Annotated in this window: 14 protein-coding genes and 1 pseudogene; 4 read left to right on the top strand and 11 right to left on the bottom strand. The window is 59.4% G+C overall.

The window, feature by feature from the left end; all coding sequences use genetic code 11:
• A pseudogene (locus I2E26_RS07685) lies at window positions 1-227 on the bottom strand (topoisomerase IV); the annotation flags it as partial.
• 123 nt (window positions 228-350) lie between these two features.
• Window positions 351-2,348 carry a type IIA DNA topoisomerase subunit B gene (locus I2E26_RS07680; RefSeq protein ID WP_195420264.1) on the bottom strand — a complete coding sequence of 666 codons (1,998 nt, stop codon included), beginning with the start codon at window positions 2,346-2,348 and terminating at the stop codon, window positions 351-353.
• A gap of 293 nt (window positions 2,349-2,641) precedes the next feature.
• Here I2E26_RS07680 and I2E26_RS07675 point away from each other — a divergent pair, with 293 nt between their 5' ends.
• Together I2E26_RS07675 and I2E26_RS07670 are read left to right on the top strand one after the other, a co-directional pair.
• A complete protein-coding gene (locus tag I2E26_RS07675) occupies window positions 2,642-3,343 on the top strand; it encodes a metallophosphoesterase (RefSeq protein ID WP_195420263.1) in 702 nt (233 codons plus the stop codon).
• Window positions 3,344-3,374: 31 nt separating this feature from the next.
• Complete coding sequence (locus I2E26_RS07670; protein WP_195420262.1) at window positions 3,375-4,124, top strand: metallophosphoesterase; 750 nt, start codon at window positions 3,375-3,377, stop codon at window positions 4,122-4,124.
• A gap of 75 nt (window positions 4,125-4,199) precedes the next feature.
• Here the strand turns inward: I2E26_RS07670 and mcrC are convergent, their stop codons facing one another.
• On the bottom strand, window positions 4,200-5,255 hold the full coding sequence (mcrC, locus tag I2E26_RS07665; RefSeq protein ID WP_195420261.1) for a 5-methylcytosine-specific restriction endonuclease system specificity protein McrC: 1,056 nt from the start codon (window positions 5,253-5,255) through the stop codon (window positions 4,200-4,202).
• The gene (locus I2E26_RS07660) at window positions 5,252-7,516 is read right to left on the bottom strand and encodes an AAA family ATPase (protein WP_229056497.1); all 2,265 of its coding nucleotides are present in this window, start codon (window positions 7,514-7,516) and stop codon (window positions 5,252-5,254) included. Before I2E26_RS07660 ends, mcrC begins: the two co-directional genes overlap by 4 nt.
• Window positions 7,517-8,032: 516 nt before the next feature.
• Between I2E26_RS07660 and I2E26_RS07655 the strand changes: the two genes are divergently transcribed.
• A complete protein-coding gene (locus I2E26_RS07655) occupies window positions 8,033-8,857 on the top strand; it encodes an Abi family protein (RefSeq protein ID WP_370551471.1) in 825 nt (274 codons plus the stop codon).
• 164 nt (window positions 8,858-9,021) lie between these two features.
• Here I2E26_RS07655 and I2E26_RS09260 read toward each other — a convergent pair whose 3' ends face one another.
• Window positions 9,022-9,297, bottom strand: a complete 276-nt coding sequence (locus I2E26_RS09260) for a restriction endonuclease (protein ID WP_370551470.1) — start codon at window positions 9,295-9,297, stop codon at window positions 9,022-9,024.
• 223 nt (window positions 9,298-9,520) lie between these two features.
• Window positions 9,521-10,078, bottom strand: coding sequence for a hypothetical protein (locus I2E26_RS07645; protein ID WP_195420259.1), 558 nt, complete (start codon window positions 10,076-10,078; stop codon window positions 9,521-9,523).
• A gap of 166 nt (window positions 10,079-10,244) precedes the next feature.
• Between I2E26_RS07645 and I2E26_RS07640 the strand changes: the two genes are divergently transcribed.
• On the top strand, window positions 10,245-11,072 hold the full coding sequence (locus I2E26_RS07640) for an abortive infection family protein (protein ID WP_195420258.1): 828 nt from the start codon (window positions 10,245-10,247) through the stop codon (window positions 11,070-11,072).
• 162 nt (window positions 11,073-11,234) lie between these two features.
• Here I2E26_RS07640 and I2E26_RS07635 read toward each other — a convergent pair whose 3' ends face one another.
• The 5 genes from I2E26_RS07635 to I2E26_RS07615 form a co-directional block, all read right to left on the bottom strand.
• Window positions 11,235-12,404: an IS110 family transposase gene (locus I2E26_RS07635; RefSeq protein ID WP_195420257.1), complete on the bottom strand. Its 1,170-nt coding sequence runs from the start codon at window positions 12,402-12,404 to the stop codon at window positions 11,235-11,237.
• Between the two features lie 344 nt (window positions 12,405-12,748).
• On the bottom strand, window positions 12,749-13,735 hold the full coding sequence (locus I2E26_RS07630) for a hypothetical protein (RefSeq protein WP_195420256.1): 987 nt from the start codon (window positions 13,733-13,735) through the stop codon (window positions 12,749-12,751).
• 327 nt (window positions 13,736-14,062) lie between these two features.
• A complete protein-coding gene (locus tag I2E26_RS07625; protein WP_195420255.1) occupies window positions 14,063-15,019 on the bottom strand; it encodes a BsuBI/PstI family type II restriction endonuclease in 957 nt (318 codons plus the stop codon).
• Complete coding sequence (locus tag I2E26_RS07620; RefSeq protein WP_195420254.1) at window positions 15,012-16,415, bottom strand: Eco57I restriction-modification methylase domain-containing protein; 1,404 nt, start codon at window positions 16,413-16,415, stop codon at window positions 15,012-15,014. The genes I2E26_RS07625 and I2E26_RS07620 overlap by 8 nt, the downstream gene beginning before the upstream one ends.
• Window positions 16,416-16,720: 305 nt before the next feature.
• The coding region (locus tag I2E26_RS07615) for a hypothetical protein (protein ID WP_229056495.1) at window positions 16,721-17,398 on the bottom strand (678 nt) is incomplete at its 5' end.

Here is a 17,398-nt window from a genome sequence, read left to right as displayed (position 1 = left end):
AGCAGGCCCATCTTGTACATGGTGTAGAGCAGCTTGCGGTGCGAGGGCTTGAAGCCGTCGATCTCGGGGAACGCGCGCGAGACGTTGGTGCTCATGGCATACGGCATGTAGTTGGTCTCGAGCGTCTCCGTGATGGGCTGCGCCGTGACCTCCGAGTGCAGGCCGATGACGTTGTCGGTGTTGACCTGCTTCTTCTTGCTCTGCGTGTTGGTTTTCTTCTTAGCCACGTTGTTCCTCTTGGTACTTTCTGTGGGGCCGTTTGCTGCAGCGTGTGCGCGTCAGCCGGATGGCGGGCGGTCTGGCGACGGGCGCGTGGTTTACCGCGGGCTCCCGTTCGCCGCGATCCGCTCTTACTGCAGGTCAAGCTGGTCGAGGTACTCCTTGCCGTGCTCGGCGATATGGCGCTTGCGGCCGGCCTCGTCGTTGCCCAGCAGCAGGTTGAACATGGTCTCCATCTTGGCCACGTCCTCGGGCTCCACCTTGATGAGGCGGCGCGTCTCGGGGTTCATGGTGGTGAGCCACATCATGTCCGGGTCGTTCTCACCAAGACCCTTGGAGCGGTTGATGGAGCACTTCTGGTCGCCGATCTCGGCCAGGATGCCGTTCTTTTCCAGCTCGGTGTAGGCGAAGTAGGTCTTCTCCTTGCAGTTGATCTCATACAGCGGCGACTCGGCGATGTAGACGTAGCCCTCGTCGATGAGCGTGGGCACCAGGCGGTAGAGCATCGTTAAGATGAGCGTGCGGATGTGGTAGCCGTCAACGTCGGCGTCCGTACAGATGATGACCTTGCTCCAGTTGAGGTTGTCCAGATCGAAGGCGCCCAGGTTCTTGATGCGCTTGTCCTTGATCTCCACGCCGCAGCCCAGCACGCGCATGAGGTCCATGATGATGTCGGACTTGAAGATGCGCGGGTAATCCTCCTTCAGGCAGTTGAGGATCTTGCCGCGGACGGGCATGACGCCCTGGAACTCGGCATCGCGCGAGGTACGGATGGCGCCCGCCGCCGAGTCGCCCTCTACGATGTAGACTTCGCGGCGAGTCTTGTCCTTGGAGCGGCAGTCGATGAACTTCTGCACGCGGTTGGCCATGTCGGTCTTCTGCTGCAGGTTGGTCTTGATGCTCTGGCGGGTCTTCTCGGCGTTCTCGCGCGAGCGCTTGTTGATGAGCACCTGCTCCAGGATCTTGTTGGCGGCGTCCTTGTTCTCGATCAGGTAGGTTGCCAGGCGCTCCTTGAAGAACGCCGTCATGGCCTGCTGGATGAAGCGGTTGTTGATGGCCTTCTTGGTCTGGTTCTCGTACGACGTCTGGGTGGAGAAGCAGTTGGTCACCAGCACCAGGCAGTCCTGGACGTCTTGCCACTTGATGCCGCTCTCGTTTTTGTTGTACTTGCCCTGTTGCTTGATGTAGGCGTCGATCGCGCTGGTCAGCGCGCTGCGCGCGGCCTTCTCGGGCGAGCCGCCGTTCTCGAGCCACGAGGAGTTGTGGTAGTACTCCTGCATCTGGAAGGTGCGCGAGAAGCACAGGCACGCCGTGATCTTGACGTTGTAGTCGGGCAGGTCCTCGCGGTCGCGGCCGCGGCGCTCCGCCTCGATGAAGAAGGGCTCGGTGAGGTAGTCGGCCCCCACCTTCTCGAGCACGTAGTCCTCGATGCCCTTGGGATAGCAGAAGTCCTCTTCGGCAAACTCGCCGTCGTCGCCCTCGATGCGCAGGCGGAAGGTGACGTTTGCGTTGACTACGGCCTGGCGGCGCATGGTCTCGCGGTACCAGTCGTGGGGGATGCTTATCGAGGTGAAGACCTCCAGGTCCGGGCGCCACTTGATGGTGGTGCCGGTGCGGTTTTCGTCTGCGGGCTCGATCTCGAGCGCCTTCTTCTTGGCGCCCACGACCTTGCCCTTCTTGAAGTGGAGGGAGTACTTGTTGCCGTCGCGCCAGACCGTGACGTCCATGTATTCGGACGCGTACTGGGTCGCGCACGAGCCCAGGCCGTTGGTGCCCAGCGAGAAGTCGTAGTCGCCGCCCTCGTTGTTGTTGTACTTGCCACCGGCGTAGAGCTCGCAGAAGACGAGTTCCCAGTTGAAGCGCTTCTCGGAGGGGTTCCAGTCGAGCGGGCAGCCGCGGCCGTTGTCCTCGACCTGGATGGAGCCGTCGCGGAAGGCGGTGAGGGTGATCAGGTTGCCGTAGCCCTGGCGCGCCTCGTCGACGGCGTTGGACAGGATCTCGAAGGCGGCGTGCGCGCAGCCGTCGAGCCCGTCCGAGCCGAAGATGACGGCGGGGCGCAGGCGTACGCGCTCCTCGTCCTTGAGCTGACGGATGCTGTCGTTGCCATAGTTTGCGGTGTTCTTTGCCATGCTCGCTCTCTCGGTGTCCCCTCTTTTGAGTCCCTATAGCCCTGTAGATGAATACCGTAGCATAGCGCACCCCGCCCGCGGCACCGCCCGACACGAAATCCATCGAACGTGCGTTCGTAGATTGTAGAGCGGGCGTGCGATGCTTTCGGCATCCTCGTGGTATCCTCGACAAATATGGCGGCGATGGCGGCCGAGGGCGGGGCGTTCTACCTGTCGCGCAACGGCGCGTGGCTCATGGGGCCGGTGGAGCCGTGTTTTCTCGAAGTGATGCCTTGGGCGGAGGATGATGCGAGATGATCTACGTTACGGGCGACCTGCATGGATTCGTCGGCCTATCGCGGCTCAAGGATTGGAAGGAGGGGCGCGCCGGCGACTACCTCATCGTGGCGGGTGACTTCGGCTATCCGTGGGACTTTTCGGAGGAGGAGAGCGCCGAGATCGCCTGGTTGGAGTCCAGGCCGTATAGGGTGCTCTTCGTGGACGGGAACCACGAGCGCTTCGACCATTGGACCGCGCGTCCAGCAGAGCCCTGGGGCGGCGGCATGGTCCAGCGGCTGTCCGACGGCTCGCCCATCATGCGCCTCATGCGTTCCGAGGTCTACGAGATCGATGGTGCGCGCATTTTCACGCTGGGTGGTGCCGCGAGCATCGACCAGGCATACCGCACGCCGTATGTCGACTGGTGGCCGCACGAGGTCCCCACCGAGCGAAACCTCGATGAGGCCCGCGCCAACTTGGATGCCGTGGGCTGGAACGTCGACTACGTGATCACGCATACGTGCCCCAAAAGCCTGATGGCGCGCACCCTCCACCCGTCGCTGCCCATATCGGGCCTTCCGGACGAGTGCCTGACGAGGTTTTTGGACGAGGCGGATGCGCGCCTGGACTTCAAGCATTGGTATTACGGGCACTTCCACGGGGATAGGGACATCGACGGGCGGCATACGCTGCTGTTCGAGCGGATCGTCCCAATCGGTGCGGGTGTGGACGGCTGATCGCGGCTGGATATAAAAGGGGCTGACTGATTTGATATACATCACCGGTGACATGCATGGAGCGGCCGAGTACGGTCGCAACCGCCTCTCCTTTCACAGCTGGCCGTTGGGTCGCGAGCTCACGCGCGACGACGTCGTGATCGTCGCCGGTGACTTCGGCTACGTATGGGACGGCGGCAACACGGACGCCTACTGGCTCAAATGGCTCGAGGATCGGCCTTGGACCACGTGCTTCGTCGACGGCAACCACGAGAACCACGGGCTGCTCGCCGCGATGCCCGAGCGCGAGTGGTGCGGTGGGCGCGTGCACGAGGTGCGCCCGCACGTGCTGCATCTCATGCGCGGGCAGGTGTTCGATATCGATGGCATCAGCGTGTTCACTATGGGCGGCGCCTCGTCGCACGATCGCGCGTGGCGGACCGAGGGCGAGAGCTGGTGGCCGGAGGAGGTGCCCTCGGATGCTGAGCGCGAGGAGGCCCGCGCCAGCCTCGACAGCCGCGGCTGGAATGTTGACTACGTGATCACGCACGAGGCGCCGCTCGACATCGCGGACGACCTCTGTTGGGAATGCAACCGCCCCTTCGACGGCGGGGATGCGCACCAGGCGTTTCTCCAGGAGGTCGACGGCAAGCTCTCTTACCGCACCTGGTTCTTCGGCCATTACCATGACGACGAGTGGCGCGACGATCGCCATAGGCTCATCTACCGCGATATCGTTCCCATCGACGTTTGCCGCATCGACGAGGACCGCGAGCCAATAGGTGACGGCTCCCATGGCTGACGAAATGGTGATGGGATGAGGAACGGTCGGGTGGCCGTGGGGGAGAGCATTCCTCCAAGCCTTTTATTGCGCTTCTCAAAAGTGCTCTTCGACGATCGCGTCCAGCTGTGCGCGAATTGCCTCGAACGGCTGGTTCAAGTTGAGCGTGCGCACGCCGATGCGGTTGCCACTCATGAGGTAGGTGCCGCTCGGCTGCACCTCCTCGTCGGTTCCCGCGTAGAGTAGCAGTCCCGAGACCGTGTGCTCCGCGCCCGCGAGCTCGGCCTCTTTGTTCTTCACGTAGGTGAAGATCTGGTACAGGTTGCCGCTGTGGTAGGTGTGCTTGTCGAAGTGGCGCTGCGTGGTGTGCGCGTAGTACTTCGCGTCGATGATGAGCATGTTGCCACTCCGGCTGAGCATGACGTCGCTGTGCATGGCGGGCAGCATGTCGAGCGCCCCGCCGAACGCGCCCGCGCCGTGCGGGCCATCGTCGAGCGCCCATTTGATGTAGGGCGCCTCGGCGCGCAGATCGGGGTGCTCCCGCCGGTAGTACTCCAGGATGAACTTCTCGTAGAGCCTGCTCATGCGCTGCTCGTCCAGGAAGTTCGCCAGGCGCACCGTGCCGTCTTCCTGCGTCTGCAGCAGGCCCTCCGCCACCAGCCAGCACACGTTCATGAGCATGCGGTAGGTCTGGTTGCCGCGGTCGAAGCGCAGGTGCCAGTCCACGCTCGCCAGGTCGATGTCGGCTACATCGGCGAAGTAGACGAGCAGCCCTCGCAGCTCTTTTCTACGGGCCTTGTCGATGTCGGAGCGTACCAGCAGACGCATGGTCGCCTTGAGCATCCGGTTCATGGGCGCGTCGATGCTGAACTCGTCGTAGTCGCAGACCATCTGGCGACGCAAGACGGCGCGTGCCTTCACGGTCTCGGCCACGTCGATGCGGCCGCGCAGGGTGGCGAGCGCCTCGGTGCGCGGCAGGTACTCGCGCCCCAGCCCGCGCTTGACCTGCGAGCTCACGCCCCGCGCGAGAATCGCCGCCAACAGCTCCGCGGTGTTGTCGAACTTCTCGGCGGCAACGTCCGCGTAGCCCTGCTCGCGCAGCACCTGGAAGGCGTAGGCCAGCATGTGGTAGATGTTCTGGACGCGGATCACTTGATGGCCTCGCGCAGCGCGCCGGACCACTCGCGGACCTTGGACGGCTCGTCGAACCAGTATTCGCGCAGCATGGGCACCAGCTCGTATTCCACGATGGCGGCGAGCTTGGTGTCCGTGACGCCGTCGGCGGAGAGCCCGCAGAAGTAGCTGTGCCCGATGCAGAAGCCCTCACCCAGGCTGTCGTCGGCGGCGATCGCCGCGTTGAGCCGCTTCACGCAGGCGACCAGCCGGTCGAACGCGTCGCTGCCCAGGCTCTCGCGATAGGCGCCGAAGCCCTCCGAGTCGAAGCCGGGTCGCAGGTCGAAGAACGCGAAGCGCCGGCGCAGCGCGTAATCCAGCACCGCCAGCGAGCGGTCGGCGGTGTTCATCATGCCGATGATGTGGACGTTGGCGGGCACGTAGAACGGTTCATGCGAGTAGAGCAGCCGCAGTCTGTTGCGGGGGCCGCGTTTGTCGTTCTCGATGAGCATGAACAGCTCGCCGAAGATCTTGGACAGGTTTCCGCGGTTGATCTCGTCGATGATGAAGAAGTAGTCGTTGCCGGGGTCGGCCTCGGCGCGCTTGCAGAACCGGTAGAAGGCGCCTTGCTCGAGCTTGAAGCCGTCGGCGCACGGGCGGTAGCCCTCGATGAAGTCCTCGTAGCTGTACGACTGGTGGAACTGCACCATCTGAACGCGCTCGGGTACTTTCGCGCCCATGATGGAGTAGGCCAGGCGCTTGGCGATGAAGGTCTTGCCCACACCGGGCGCGCCTTGCAGGATGATGTTCTTCTTGGCGTTTAGCACGCCGACGAGGGCGTCGTAGCCCTCCTCGTCCATGAAGACCTCTTCGAGGAAGTCCTCCTTGCCGTAGAAGGGGAGCTCCTCGGCTGGAAGGGGCGCAGGTTCGTCGTGGCTCGCGGTCGCATCGGGGCCAGTGGGCGAGATGCCCTCGGTCTCGACGCCGGCGTCGCCGAGCGCGTTCTCCTGTGCCTCTTCCTCCGCGGCTTTCGCGGCCGCCTTTTTCTCCTGGTTCACGCGTTCCGACTCCAGGAACGCCGCATGGGAGAGCTCGGGGAGGCTCGTGTACGGGCATGCCTCGCTGCCGAGCTGCGCGAGTGCGGTATCGCATAGGGCGAGGTAGGCGGCGCCGTCGTGTATGGGCGCGCTCTTCTCCTTGGGCGAGGCCTGCGCGAGCGCCGTGCCAGCGAGCGCCATGTCGCCCATGAACCAGCGGCTGCGCGAGTCCAAGTTGATGAACCGGAGCGGACGCGCCCAGAAGAGTCCCATGCTGAGCTTCCAGGCAAGGCTGAACTGTTCGATGGCGTCGTTGTAGGCGGCTACGAACTCCGATCGCGTGCGTACGTCGTCGGTTTGGGCGAGCGCGAGCTGCGCCTCGAACATGCGCCAGAGGTTGTCGATGTCGTGTTCGCCGCGGCGATGGTCGCCAACGAAGGCGTAGAAGGTGGCGTTGAGGTTGTTGAGCAGCGGTGTGCCGGGGAAGGCGGCGGGCGGCGGCGCGCTCACGCCGAGGGCGCGCCCAAGGGCGCGGGCGATCTTGACGCGGTTGGCGAGCGAAACGCCCTTGTTAAAGAGGCCGAACACCGTGTAGGGGTCGATATCGGCGGGAACGTCGTCGCTGTCGAGCTTGGGGAGCTTCATGTCCAGGCCGGCGTAGAGTTCCTGCAGCCTCTCAATGAGAGTGCCGCGGTCGTCCTTGTAGGGGAGCAGCCGGTCTGCGAGCTCCATGTAGAACTCGACCCATGCGAAGTCGCCGTCGACCGCGTGTGGCTTGTCGGCCGAAGCGCGCCCACGCCGCTTGGCTGCCGCCTCGAGGTTGGCCATGACTTCCTCAGAGATGGCGACCAGGGTCTGTATGCAGCCGAGCGAGTTCTTGGATGCTTGTGCGAGCGCGTTGCGCGGGGCGGTCTTGGTCCATGTGACGGTGCGCGCGTAGGTGACGCCCTCGGCTCCGGCTACGGGTTGGCACGGGCCGTCGATAGCGCCGATATGGTAAAGGCGGACGGAAGGGTCGTACATGACGACGGTGTCGCCCGGCGCCATGGCGTGCGCGAAGCGAACCACCTGGCCGACGTTGGCTGCGACTTTCCGCTTGCTGTCCTCGGGGTGCGCCGAGGCGTATGCGGCCTCGATCTGCTCGCGGCTCATGGCGGCGATATCCGCGCCGCCGAAGTCCCAGCCGATGCCGACGATGCCGTTCCTGATCCAATCGGCTGCATGCGCCCCGCCGCGCCCCGCGCGAATCAACCAAGCGTCCATGGCGATGACCTTCCTGTTGTTAGGGTCTGTCTGGTTGCATTATCGCAGAAGCAGGTAAACTCCGTTTACCGAATAGGCAGCAGGCTGGTTGGGCCGAGGGCGAGGATTCGGGATATGCCTAGGCTCGTCTTTCTCCGTAGTATCACCGCCAAACTCGTCGTAAATGGCAAAGATATTTGAGTCTTGGCGAGGATTTGATGAGCCGACTCGGTTTCCCTGGGCTCGAGTTCGACGCCGACGGCCAAGTGGACATTAACGAAGCCAGGTCCTTTGGAGAGCCGTAAGGCGAAGTTATATATCGACTGTCTTCAAATGATTGAGACGACTTTAGCTGTGGTACAGTGTAGACAGTGAACCCGCCATGCCTATCTCTCGGCGCTCGTCGAGATGATGCAAACTTTGGCGGGTGTTTCTTTTTTTAGGGGTCACATGGAGTACCAAAAGCCATGGCTTTCATATGAGAAGCAGGCGGACCGCCTCGAGGGGCGCGGCCTCGCGTGCGATTGAGATGACCTCATCGAGCATCTTGCCGATGTCGGCTACTATCGCTTGAGTGGTTATTGGTACATTTTCAAGCAGGATCCTGAAGATGAAGATGAATCGTTCTTTCCAGGAACTTCCTTTGAGAAGGTTTGGGATCTCTATACGTTTGATCGCCAGCTCAGACTTATCGTGCTCGATGCCATCGAACGCGTGGAAGTTTATATGCGCACTCAGCTCGCCTACAGGCTTGCTGAGGCGACGGGTCCCTTCGGCTACTTGGACCGTTCCACGCTCCCGAATATGGACCAGCGCGGGTACGGGCATTTCATGTCCAGGTGCTTTTCGGCATATGATCGGTCGAAAACTCTGTTTGTAGAGCACTTCAAAAATAAATACGGTGAGTCACACGGACTTCCTCCCTACTGGATGCTCGTCAACATCATGGACTTCGGTATGATGCTCACTCTTTTCAAGGGGGCTCCTAACGACGTGAAAAAGAGCATGGCCAACGAAATGGGGGTGCCGGCGGAGGTGTATGAGTCGTGGCTGCTCATGCTAAACACCGTTCGCAATGTCTGCGCACATCATGATCGGCTTTGGAACAGGCGCCTTGGCAACAGGACGAAGATTCCCCGCGGGCACAGGTATCCCGATTGGCATCGGCCCTACGAGGTGAACAACAGCTCGACGTTTACGCTGTTGACCATCCTTGGCTATATGCTTGTGCGCATCGCGCCGAACACGTCGTGGCATGACAAGGTGCTGCAGCTTTTGCAAGGTAGGAGCAAAGAGGACCTGCAGCGTATGGGCTTTGAGGAAGGCTGGGAGACCTGTCCGATGTGGGCAAGGTGGCTTTAGGCTTTTGCAACACGAGCTCGTTGGCTCTCTACGCTGGTCACCAGATGCGGGTGAGTGGGAGGATGCTGCGGGTTTCGTCGTCGGTCTTGTCGTAGGCCTCCGCGTGGTGGCGGATGAAGGAGTCGGGGTCGAGTAGGAGCGCGGGCGCAGTGGCGCGGTCGGCCTCATAGTGGTCCTCCTTGGGTGAAACCCCCGGTGGAGATGTTGGACCCGCGATCGCCTGCGGGCAGCCCGCTGATGAACGAGCATGCCGCAGGCGCGCCCATGGCCCCCTTGCGGCGCTTGACCTCAGCGCGGTGCGCGGAGACTCGAGCCCCCGCGCGTCGGAGGAAGGCGACTACGTCGCGTCCGCCATCGGGGCCCTTGGGCGTCACGCGGGCGCAATAACCCATCGCCTTGGGTATTCCTGCCACCAGGCGCTCCATGTCTTCCGAACCGATTTGACTACACGGTCCTTGATGAGCTCGATGCCGTTGTCGTATGTGGCGGCGAGCGTCTCGTCGTTGTTGGATGAGTCATCAGCATTGATGCCTGGTACCAAAAAGCTCAGTTGATTCCCATGAGGTTGCTATAGGTTCAAGCGGAGGCGCGCTTGTAGACCTCGTCGATGATCCCCGTGTAGTTCTTCGCGAATGCGATGCTGTTCGCCATGGATTCAGCTCCTTACTTCTCTTCCAGTCCGGCGATCTCGCGCCAGCGCTTGAGCTCGGCCTCCTCGCCGCCGCCGGCGGCGCCCGCCGGCTCCAGCCCCGTCGTGCCGCCCGCGGGCACCTCCGTGCCCCCGAACAACCACGGCTCGGCCTCCTTCAGCTTTGAGACGTCTCCGCCGTGGTCGGTGAGGAGCGCCGTCGCGGCCTTGACGTTCTTCGCGCTCGCGAGCTTCAGCTCGAACTCGACGCGCTGCGCCTCGCCCGCGGCGCGAAGCTCGTCCATCTCGGCTCGGAGTTTCTCCGCCGCCTCGGCGGTCTTTGCCGCCTGGGCGATCTCGCCCTCCAGCTCCGCGATCTTGGCGTCGCGCTCGGCCAGAGCGCGCTCGTAGTCGCCGCGCGCTTGGGCGAGCGCGTCTTCGCCCTCGCCGCCGCCCGCGCCGCCTGCCCGGGGCGCGGCAGCCGCTACCGCTTGCTGCTGCGGCGCTTGCTGCTTCGCGCCCTGGTCGCCCTGCGCCGCCTGCTGACCCGCGCCCTGCGTCTGCAGGGACGAGCCATCGTTCTCACCGTCCATAAGGGACCGCCCTTCAAGTTCGGGCGGGCGAAACAAGAAAGCGCCCGCACACCGTCAATGCCAGACAGTGTGCGGGCGCGTCACAAGTGGGGGAGGAGCAGCCATCGTTGCACGTCAGTTGTTATATTTAAGCAATCTACCGGCAAATTATTCCAGGAGCTTTTTCATGTCCTTGAGCAAAGTTGAACAAGGTTATTTTCTTAGACTCTTCAATAGGGGCGGATACGTTCTTGACTTCACAACGTCGGATTTCGACACCTTTACGATGGAGAGCGTCGGCGTTGCGTTGGTCGCACATTATCACCTCTCTAAAGGTAAGTCGCTCAATGCTTTTGTCCAGGAAGCCTCTTCGAATGATGTGGATAGGCTCCTGCTAGACCTCTTCGAGTACTACGAAGCTCATTGCGCCGACGAGCTTGAAGAGGGTTCCTTGTATTTAACGAAGGAAGAGTGCAGAAAGTACTATGACCGCTGTCAGCCCATAGCTACAAGAGAGCGCGCCAACCTGGTCCCCTCGATTCAAAAGAAGAATTTGGAGCAGCGTTTCACTAGCGAATATATGCACTTGCAGATCGACACGCTGTTTGCTTCAAGGGAGTCCAATCCTACGGAGGCAATAGGAAAGGCAAAAGAGCTTGTTGAAAGTTGCTGTAAAACGATCTTGTTGGAAAACAGCATAGAACCGAGTAAGAACTGGACTGTCTCGCAGTTGATTAAAGGAACTATGGCGGCGCTTGAGATTGCCGCACCGGACATCAATGAGGGGCAGAAGGCTGGCGGAACAATTAAGCAGATACTCGGAGGTCTGTCGTCAGTTGCGGGTGGTATTGCTGAGCTTCGGAATCCATATGGCACCGGCCATGGAAAAGACGATGGATTTAGGGGACTTTCGGCGCGTCATTCAAAACTCGCTGTCGGCGCGAGCGTGACTCTTGTTGAATATCTTTGGGATGCACATGAGTGGAGGAAGGGCACCAAGGAGTTAGGAGCATAATGAGGCGAAGCACCACGGCAATTTCATAAAAGGAGTGTTGGTACCTGGTTAAGTGGTGAGGGGGTGTCTCTATGGTTTTGTCAACCATAGCCGCCCTCGTTTTTCAGCATAGTCTATCAGGGCGCCGGGCGCCCCTCGTCCGCTAGGTTGTCCGACCGCTGCCTAGGCCGAGTACGGGGCCGCGTCCCGCATTATCGCGTAGATGACCTTGAGCCTCTTCCTTGCCACGGCCTTCAGCGCCTTGTTGTGCCTCATCCCCCTCGCCCTGCACCCGTCGTAGTACCTTCCGAACCTGTTGTCCGTGCCGATGAGGGAGTTGCAGCTGAATATCAGCAGGTTCTTGAGCTGCTTGTTCCCGCCGCGCTGCGGGGAGGCCGACCTGACGCTGGTCCCGGACCTGCTGTCCGCGGGCGCCAGCCCGCAGTAGCTCGCCAGCTCGTCGTGGCCCCGGAACATCGCCACGTCGATCGACGTGACGAGCGCGGCCGCGGTCTTCGGGCCGATCCCGGGGACCGTGAGCAGGCACTCGTAGACCTCGTTGCCGGCGAGCGAGTCGGCGACGAGCGCCTCGAGCTCGGCGACGTCGGCGTCGAGGGCGGCGATCTCGCGCGCGAGCATGCGCACCGCGACGTCCTCTCCGGCGGGGAGGGCCCTGCCGGACCTCGCGGAGGTGAGCAGCGCCTCCCAGAGCGCCCTGGCGCCGGCCGCCGGCGCGCCCGCGCGCCTGGCCGCCGCCGAGAACCTGCGCCAGCCGGCGGCGGAGCACCCCGCGGCCGAGCCGAACTCGGCGAGCAGCGCCACCTGCCAGCCGCGCGAGGGGTCGACCGCCCGCTCGAGCGCGGGGTCGGCCTCCAGCAGCGTCGCGCGCAGGCGGTTCTTCGCCCTGGTGCGCGCGGAGGCCGCGAACTCGCGCTGCGACGACAGGATGCGCAGCGACGCGGCGCCCTCGGGCTCCTCGGCGACCGGCCTGAGCGCGCCGGGCATGCCGCGCGCGGTCCGCGCGATCACCTCGGCGTCGATGGCGTCGGTCTTGGCGACGCCGGGGAACATGCCGCGCGCCTGCTTCTCGGCGTATCCGGGCAGGTAGGCGCAGGGGTTGCCGTGTGCGAGCGCCCGGGCGAGCACGAGCGCCCCGATGTTGCGCTTCTGGTCCACGACGACCAGCGCGCCGGCGCCGGCGCGCTCGAGCAGCCGGTCGATGTCGCCGGGCCTGTTCTCGAGGCCGGCCCTGAAGACGACGCCGCCGTCCTCGTCGAGGGCGCACGCGCTGTGCGACCGCTTCCCGACGTCGATCCCCAGGTAGGCGACGGTGGCCCTGATCGCTTCGGCCATGGTGTATCCTCTCCCTTGAGCCGGCCGGAGCCCGCGGAGGCGACACCCACATTACCCGGCCGTGGCCCGAGCCGGGCCCGGCACATCTCTATCAGTCGTTTCCCGCGCGCCGTCCCGCCCCGGTGGCAACACCCCCCCCGGGCCCTCTGTGGGGCAGGGGCAGACGGCCATCCGGGGCGGTCGGTCGGCGACCATCGATACGGCCCAATCGTAATGCCTCGGAGGAAACGAAAGAGCCGCCCTTATGGACGGCTCAAACTGTAATGGGCAGTGTTACGAGGTTATTGAGGGAGTGATTGCTTGACGGCGTCGGCAGCCTCCGACGGCGTAGTTAGGTCTGGGCGCTATTCGGAGAATAGGTTAAAGACCTGTACCGTTACGTGCATTACCCGCTCGTCACGCTCATTCTGAACTTTACAGGTCCATTGTGAGTGCTTTGGACGTGTCACGCTTATGGAATTGTCATTGAGAGCTCCGTCTATGGTGTTCAAGACGTGCTCATAATTCCTCACTTTCTTGTTGAAGACAATCACGCTCACCTTTGTATCTCGCCAAGTTGTGTATGAAAATAGCTGGTCTATCGCCTTTAGAAATGCTTTTGCGCCGTGCCAACACTTGCATTCAGCGATATATGCCGCATGGTCGTCCGAACAGGGGATGTGGATATCTGTTTTCCCGTTGTTTCGGAAGGTTTCACCGGATACATTGACGTAATGCGTGTTGAGAACCGACAGCATATGGTCTCGTAGCTGCTCTTCCTCAAAGCCGATGTAGGATTTGGGAGCGGCTTCCATCATTGAGCAGCAGTTGTCGATGATGTCGGTGATGTTTCGATAGTCGACGTCGCTTATGCTGTAGGATCGCTCTCCATCGCTTGGCTTGGGTTCGCTAAATGTCATCCTTCTTTTTGGGAGGACGATGGGCTTAGCCATCGGGGCATCTTTGACGCGCTCTAGGGGTAGATTAAGATTTTGTCTCAAAGTGGCAAATGCATCTAGCTGCCGTATTCTTTTATCGACAGCCAGTTCAATTGAAGTGCGAAGGCTTGCGTTGAACTTTTCTACATCAGTATTGACGCGGTTGGCGCACTCCATAAAGTCCTTGATTTTTACTTCGAAGTGGGAGCGGATGGCGTCCGCTGTGGCCCCGTCCTGACGCATCTCATATGAAAAGTGCAAGCGGCCTATTCCGCGCCCATCAAGTTGATCTATGCGATCGAGATCATAGCTGGTTGAAAGGGAAAAGGTTGACGGGGTCAAATTGAATAAAGCATAATCCCCCGTATATTCGACGTTACATATTCGGGAGCTCTCCCAGTCAGCATATGCCACTGGTTATAGATTGAAACCTCCTGCTCTTGTAGGTCGATTCTCATCGTCTCGGGATGTATTTCAATCGGGGCGATTTCATAACGAGAATAATAGAAATCGACCCATGCGTCCCTATCGGTCTTGTCTATCTGTTTTGCGGTCAGAGAGCTGATTTCTTTAATCATCCTCTCTGTATGATTTTCAAATGCTTGAGAGGTGAAAGCGCCATTGAAGCATATCATCTGGTCGATTCCTATCTAAAGCAGGCGTCCATTATACAATGATCTTCAGTTGGGGATAGGATGTATGGGCTCTGTGACCATGGCATCCTACTCGTGTTGCCAAAGCCTACTCGTCAGTCTGATATGGGCCCATGAACTTCTCTCCATCAAGGTGAATCATGTGATCAGGCGCATCTGAACACCAAGCTTCCGTTTCCCATGCAAGCTCGCTGAGGTACTTTTGCATGACTTTTCTTGTTGGGAAGCAGGAGACGTAAACGACTGACCCTTTATGCCCGGAAAAGAGTTTGCGCATTTCATCTTTTCTGGTTACATCGATGGGCCCGTGTGTGGAGCATGCTTCCATAAGAAATAGCCATCGCTTATCTTCCATCCAGACAATGAGGTCGGGGGCTTTGCCTCTTGCGGGAATTGTTACATTGAGTTCATTCAGTTTGTCGATATCAATAGCGCCTTCAGCGTGGTTGGTGTCGTCTATGTACAGAACTTGGCCACCTGGTGCAAACCTGGGGCAGAATTCTTCCACCATGGCCTTGATGAGAACATTCTGCCCGCCTGCTGAAAGATGAAGATTCGCGCCGCTGGGAAGTGTTACCGGAACTTTTTTAAGATCCCGTTCCTCGCGCTGCTTTTCCGCCCAAGATTCTCGTTCACTGAAAAAGCAGCTCAAGCGGCTATCAAATTCTATGGTTCCATAACTTCGAATGACTTCGAGAGCAGGCTCAGTAATTCGATAGTTCCATTTTGGAGAATTGATTGGGCGTCCGGGGTCGTCGGCATTTTGCTCAACGATGCATGCCGCGTCAAATTGATGAAGCGTAAAACGGCGAATTGTCTCTCGGGTGTTCGCGGCGTAATTCGTCCCGCATTCGTCTCTAATCCAATCCATAAGTGCGCGTGTACCGTACATAGAATTGGTTGCAGCTTGCCAGGGATCGCCTGGCTTTAGGCCTGCTAGGGCAATGAGGGTCATGGCGGACCTCTCATTACTTCTCTCGTCGTCCATTTCCAGCCTTCGGAGCAATTCCCGGGCAGTTTCTGTCGATACGTAGTCGCTATTCATTGATTAGCTCCTCACAGATTATGTCGATTTCCTTTTGAGTAAGCTTGGCGGTCCATCTAGTGGAGAGATTGCGAAGCTGACTTGTGGATGGGGTTGGAATCTGGTTCAAGTCTGAGGCATTGACCTGAGTTGAACCGGATACCGATCTGAACCAGCTGTCGATAATGGAAGAGTTCAGCCAGATCGAAAGACCTTTTGCTGTTTCCTTTTCCAGCGGGATGGTATTTCGAGATGTCCCACAGTGGATATAATTTTGATGGTTCTCCAAGGCAATAGGGGCCTCAGGAAAGAAGGCGAATGCCTTGATCCGCTTCTGCTCCTCCTTTGAAGAGAACCTCTTCACAACGACAAATGCCCCGGGCCCGATTAGCAGCTTTTCATCTTTCGGTTCTTGGCAGCGGTACCATTGCATCTTTCCTGCATCGACTGGGTGGTAGAACCCTTCTTTAGAAAAGTTGCACGAATATACCAAAGGGACGCAGTTGGGCCCGGGCTCCGAGCATGTTTTATCTCGAGACCGAAAGTCGACAATCTTTCCAGTGCTTGCCAGCATACCCAGCTCAGATAAAGGCTGCATGCTTGAAATTAAGGATGGCTCGGCTGGCTTAATTCGGACAACCTTTTTCCTTTTCAGGCCACAGATGAGCTCATTCGCGGGATAGTTGCTTTCGCTGACAGCGTCATTCTTCCCATGGGACTCCGTCACTTTGATGGTGTGACGTTGGGGGCGCTTGCTGAGTTTTACCAACATGGTCTCCTGTAGGACGTTTGTGTCCGAAAAGACCTCTTTTCTTGAGTCGTATACGTGCATCCAATCTATGGAGGCGTTCTCGAAAATCCAGTTTCTGAAGGGGGCGAAGTAATCTCCGTTGGTCCATGAGCGGGGAATGATGGCGACACACTCTCCATTATCCTTAAGTGACTTGATGGCCAAGACGACAAAGGCGGCATAGAGATTCGCGCATTTGACGGGAAGCAGCTCCTGGCGAGAATCCTTTGCTGCCATCTTGCTATAGGGTGGATTGAGAATCACCTTGTCGAATTTATCCTTTAGTTCAATTGTAAGCGCATCGCCGAGGAGCATCTCGAAGCGAACACCGGTTGAGCAAAGTTCGTCCGAGCACGTTCTGGCGAGAACGGGATCGAGCTCGATTGCTGTCAAGGTAATCTCCGCTCCGAAGCGGTCGATCAATGCCATGGATAGCATTCCTGATCCAGCGCCAAGATCTAAGCAGGAAATGGCGTTGCCGCTTGAAGCGTTAAACATTGACGCGGCGTAAGCGGCGGTTTCTGGAGGTGTAAGGTATTGCTCGAAAGCCCGACGTTGAGAATCGGCAGTGCTGGCGATTGCGCGGAGCCGTCTTTCATTTGCTTGGGTAAGAAGGCTTCGAGTCACATGAGTTCCTTTCATCGGGGACAATCACTATATCAAGCCGCCCAGACGCTGTCACAACAGCACCCCGTAGGAGGGAGGGCTCTTTGTCCCTTTGGAGAAATATCGTTTGAAGGTCATCTAGAATGCCCGACGTCCATTTTTTCCTGAGAGAAAATGGAAGAAGGTATTGCTGATGAATGAGGACCCGACTTTATGGAAGTACGAGCTATTGGAGTTCTGCCCATGAGGAATGTCGCCGAGTTGCATGGTCGAATACACATCTAGAGATGTTTCTCCGTGACGGGAGCGGGATGGCTTAGCGGGTCCTATGGGGAAAGCTGATCAGCTCTTTTAACTGGGATACCGCCCCATATGGCATTGCTGTTGACAGCAGATCGGAATACCCTTTCTGGATTCTCGACTGCCAGTGCAACGCTATATCTAGCGCGCGTTACGGCAACGTAGAAGTTGCAGGCGCTTGCTGGTTTGAGCGGTGCTCCTGTTGTAAGGAATTTCTCGATAGGGCCAGTGGTGACAATCACGACATCATCGCGTGTCATGCCTTTCGACTTGCGAAAGTTAATCGAGTCGCTAATGCCGTACTTCTCGCTCTTTTGCAGGGCGAGGAGAGTTGCTCCATAATTGGATGCGTAATGGGTCAAATTCGCCTTGTCGATGATGTATATGCCATCGTGCCGACCGCGAGGCTCGACAACGCTGGTGGTAGAACCGAACCCGAGCTTGTCTCCTATTATGATGTCGGAGAGGGCCGCGATCGGTGCAATGCTTCTATGTGTTACGTTCTCGTACCTAATATTGAGAAGGCCCTTCCTCTCCCATTCCCGATAGAGCTTGATTACCTCCGCATTCGGGTAGTTTTTCTTGTACTTTTGGTCTTTCTCAGCCGTGCTCAGTGTTGACTGCCGGGGGTCAAGGAAAATATGGACGTTAATGCTTGACATGAGAAGCCTTTCGAGAACGCAGAGGTCGTTGCCTCTGAGATC

It is taken from the genome of Collinsella sp. D33t1_170424_A12, assembly GCF_015554865.1.
Lineage (GTDB): Bacteria > Actinomycetota > Coriobacteriia > Coriobacteriales > Coriobacteriaceae > Collinsella.
The sequence above is the reverse complement of the archived record's forward strand: the minus strand, read 5'-3'. Positions and strand labels throughout refer to the sequence as shown.

Bases quoted from the DNA above. Each gene is read 5' to 3' on its own strand.
- I2E26_RS07635 (WP_195420257.1), bottom strand. From the start codon at position 12,404: ATGGCCGAAGCGATCAGGGCCACCGTCGCCTACCTGGGGATCGACGTC.
- I2E26_RS07675 (WP_195420263.1), top strand. From the start codon at position 2,642: ATGATCTACGTTACGGGCGACCTGCATGGATTCGTCGGCCTATCGCGG.
- I2E26_RS07660 (WP_229056497.1), bottom strand. From the start codon at position 7,516: ATGGACGCTTGGTTGATTCGCGCGGGGCGCGGCGGGGCGCATGCAGCC.
- I2E26_RS07645 (WP_195420259.1), bottom strand. From the start codon at position 10,078: ATGGACGGTGAGAACGATGGCTCGTCCCTGCAGACGCAGGGCGCGGGT.
- I2E26_RS07680 (WP_195420264.1), bottom strand. From the start codon at position 2,348: ATGGCAAAGAACACCGCAAACTATGGCAACGACAGCATCCGTCAGCTC.
- I2E26_RS07625 (WP_195420255.1), bottom strand. From the start codon at position 15,019: ATGAATAGCGACTACGTATCGACAGAAACTGCCCGGGAATTGCTCCGA.
- I2E26_RS07640 (WP_195420258.1), top strand. From the start codon at position 10,245: ATGTCCTTGAGCAAAGTTGAACAAGGTTATTTTCTTAGACTCTTCAAT.